This is a genomic window from Phocaeicola sp. RTP21198st1_B8_RTP21198_201120 (assembly GCF_040929485.1).
In the GTDB taxonomy this organism is placed as follows: Bacteria; Bacteroidota; Bacteroidia; order Bacteroidales; family Bacteroidaceae; genus Phocaeicola; species Phocaeicola dorei.
This window is the reverse complement of record NZ_JBCOCI010000427.1, coordinates 1-1,217: the sequence shown is the minus strand read 5'-3', so window position 1 is coordinate 1,217 and position 1,217 is coordinate 1. Positions and strand designations below refer to the sequence as shown.

2 protein-coding genes are annotated in these 1,217 nt (G+C 42.7%); one reads left to right on the top strand and one right to left on the bottom strand.

Annotation, left to right across the window (positions count from 1 at the left end; all coding sequences use genetic code 11):
- On the bottom strand, window positions 1-787 hold a 787-nt coding region (locus tag AB5935_RS26975; protein WP_368327976.1), incomplete at its 3' end, for an ROK family protein.
- 179 nt (window positions 788-966) lie between these two features.
- Here AB5935_RS26975 and AB5935_RS26970 point away from each other — a divergent pair.
- Window positions 967-1,217, top strand: a 251-nt coding sequence (locus tag AB5935_RS26970) for an ATP-binding cassette domain-containing protein (RefSeq protein ID WP_368327975.1), incomplete at its 3' end; no start/stop codon positions are given.

Sequence of the window (1,217 nt, the reverse complement as noted above, 5' to 3'; positions counted from 1 at the left end):
CTTCAGGGCTGGAGAATGCAATAGCATCTGCCAGTGCTTCACCCAAGATGTTACCTGTAAAGTTAAAGATTTCCTGTGCCAGTTTATCACCTTGTACAGCTGCATCATACACATCTTTTGAAGTGATGTTTTCTGCAGGAATGTTACGAAGCAAGCTAGCATCCGTACGGGCAGCAAGGAATTCACGGGCTGTGCGAGCTACACCGGTAGCCGAACAGTAAGTTTCCAGACATCCCTTACGGCCACAACCGCAAAGACGACCATCGCGACGGGCGATAACGTGTCCCAATTCACCTGCAAAACCGTCATGACCATACACCATCTGACCGTTGATAACGATACCGCTACCCACACCAGTACCCAGTGTAATCATGATAAAGTCTTTCATACCACGGGCAGCACCGTAAGTCATTTCACCGATAGCAGCAGCGTTTGCGTCGTTTGTCAAAGCAGTGGGGATACCCAGTCTTTCTTCAAACATGGCAGCCAACGGAAGAATTCCCTTCCAAGGCAGGTTCGGAGCAAATTCAATCGTTCCCGTGTAGTAGTTGCCATTCGGAGCACCGATACCAATACCTCTGATTTTATCAACACCACCATTAGCAATAATCAATGGAAGCAGACTTTTACACACTTCATCAGCGTATTCTTCTACTGTAGGGTAACCAGATGTTTTGATTGAACTGCTGGCAATAATAGTTCCGCGTGCGTCTACAATTCCAAAGACGGTATTCGTTCCGCCTATGTCAATACCTACTACGTAGGGTTTTTCCATGTTTGAATTCATGATACTTTTATTTAAAAGGGTTAGTTAATCATTAAGTTTACTGCACACAAATTACGTAAAGAAGATTGAGTCTACAAAATGTTTTTTGAAAAAAGTTCAACCTGTTTGCAACTTTTCGTATCTTTTGCACGTCTAATAGTAGAAAATTATCAGAAAACAGAAACTAAATAAAGAAAATTGTGATACAACTAACGAATATCAACAAGACCTACAACAACGGAGCGCCTCTCCATGTACTTAAAGGTATCAATCTCAACATTGAACAGGGGGAATTTGTTTCTATCATGGGAGCATCCGGGTCTGGGAAATCAACTTTACTCAACATATTGGGAATCCTCGACAACTACGATACCGGAGATTATTACTTGAACAACGTACTTATCAAGAACTTGAGCGAAACCAAAGCTGCCGAATACCGGAACCGTATGAT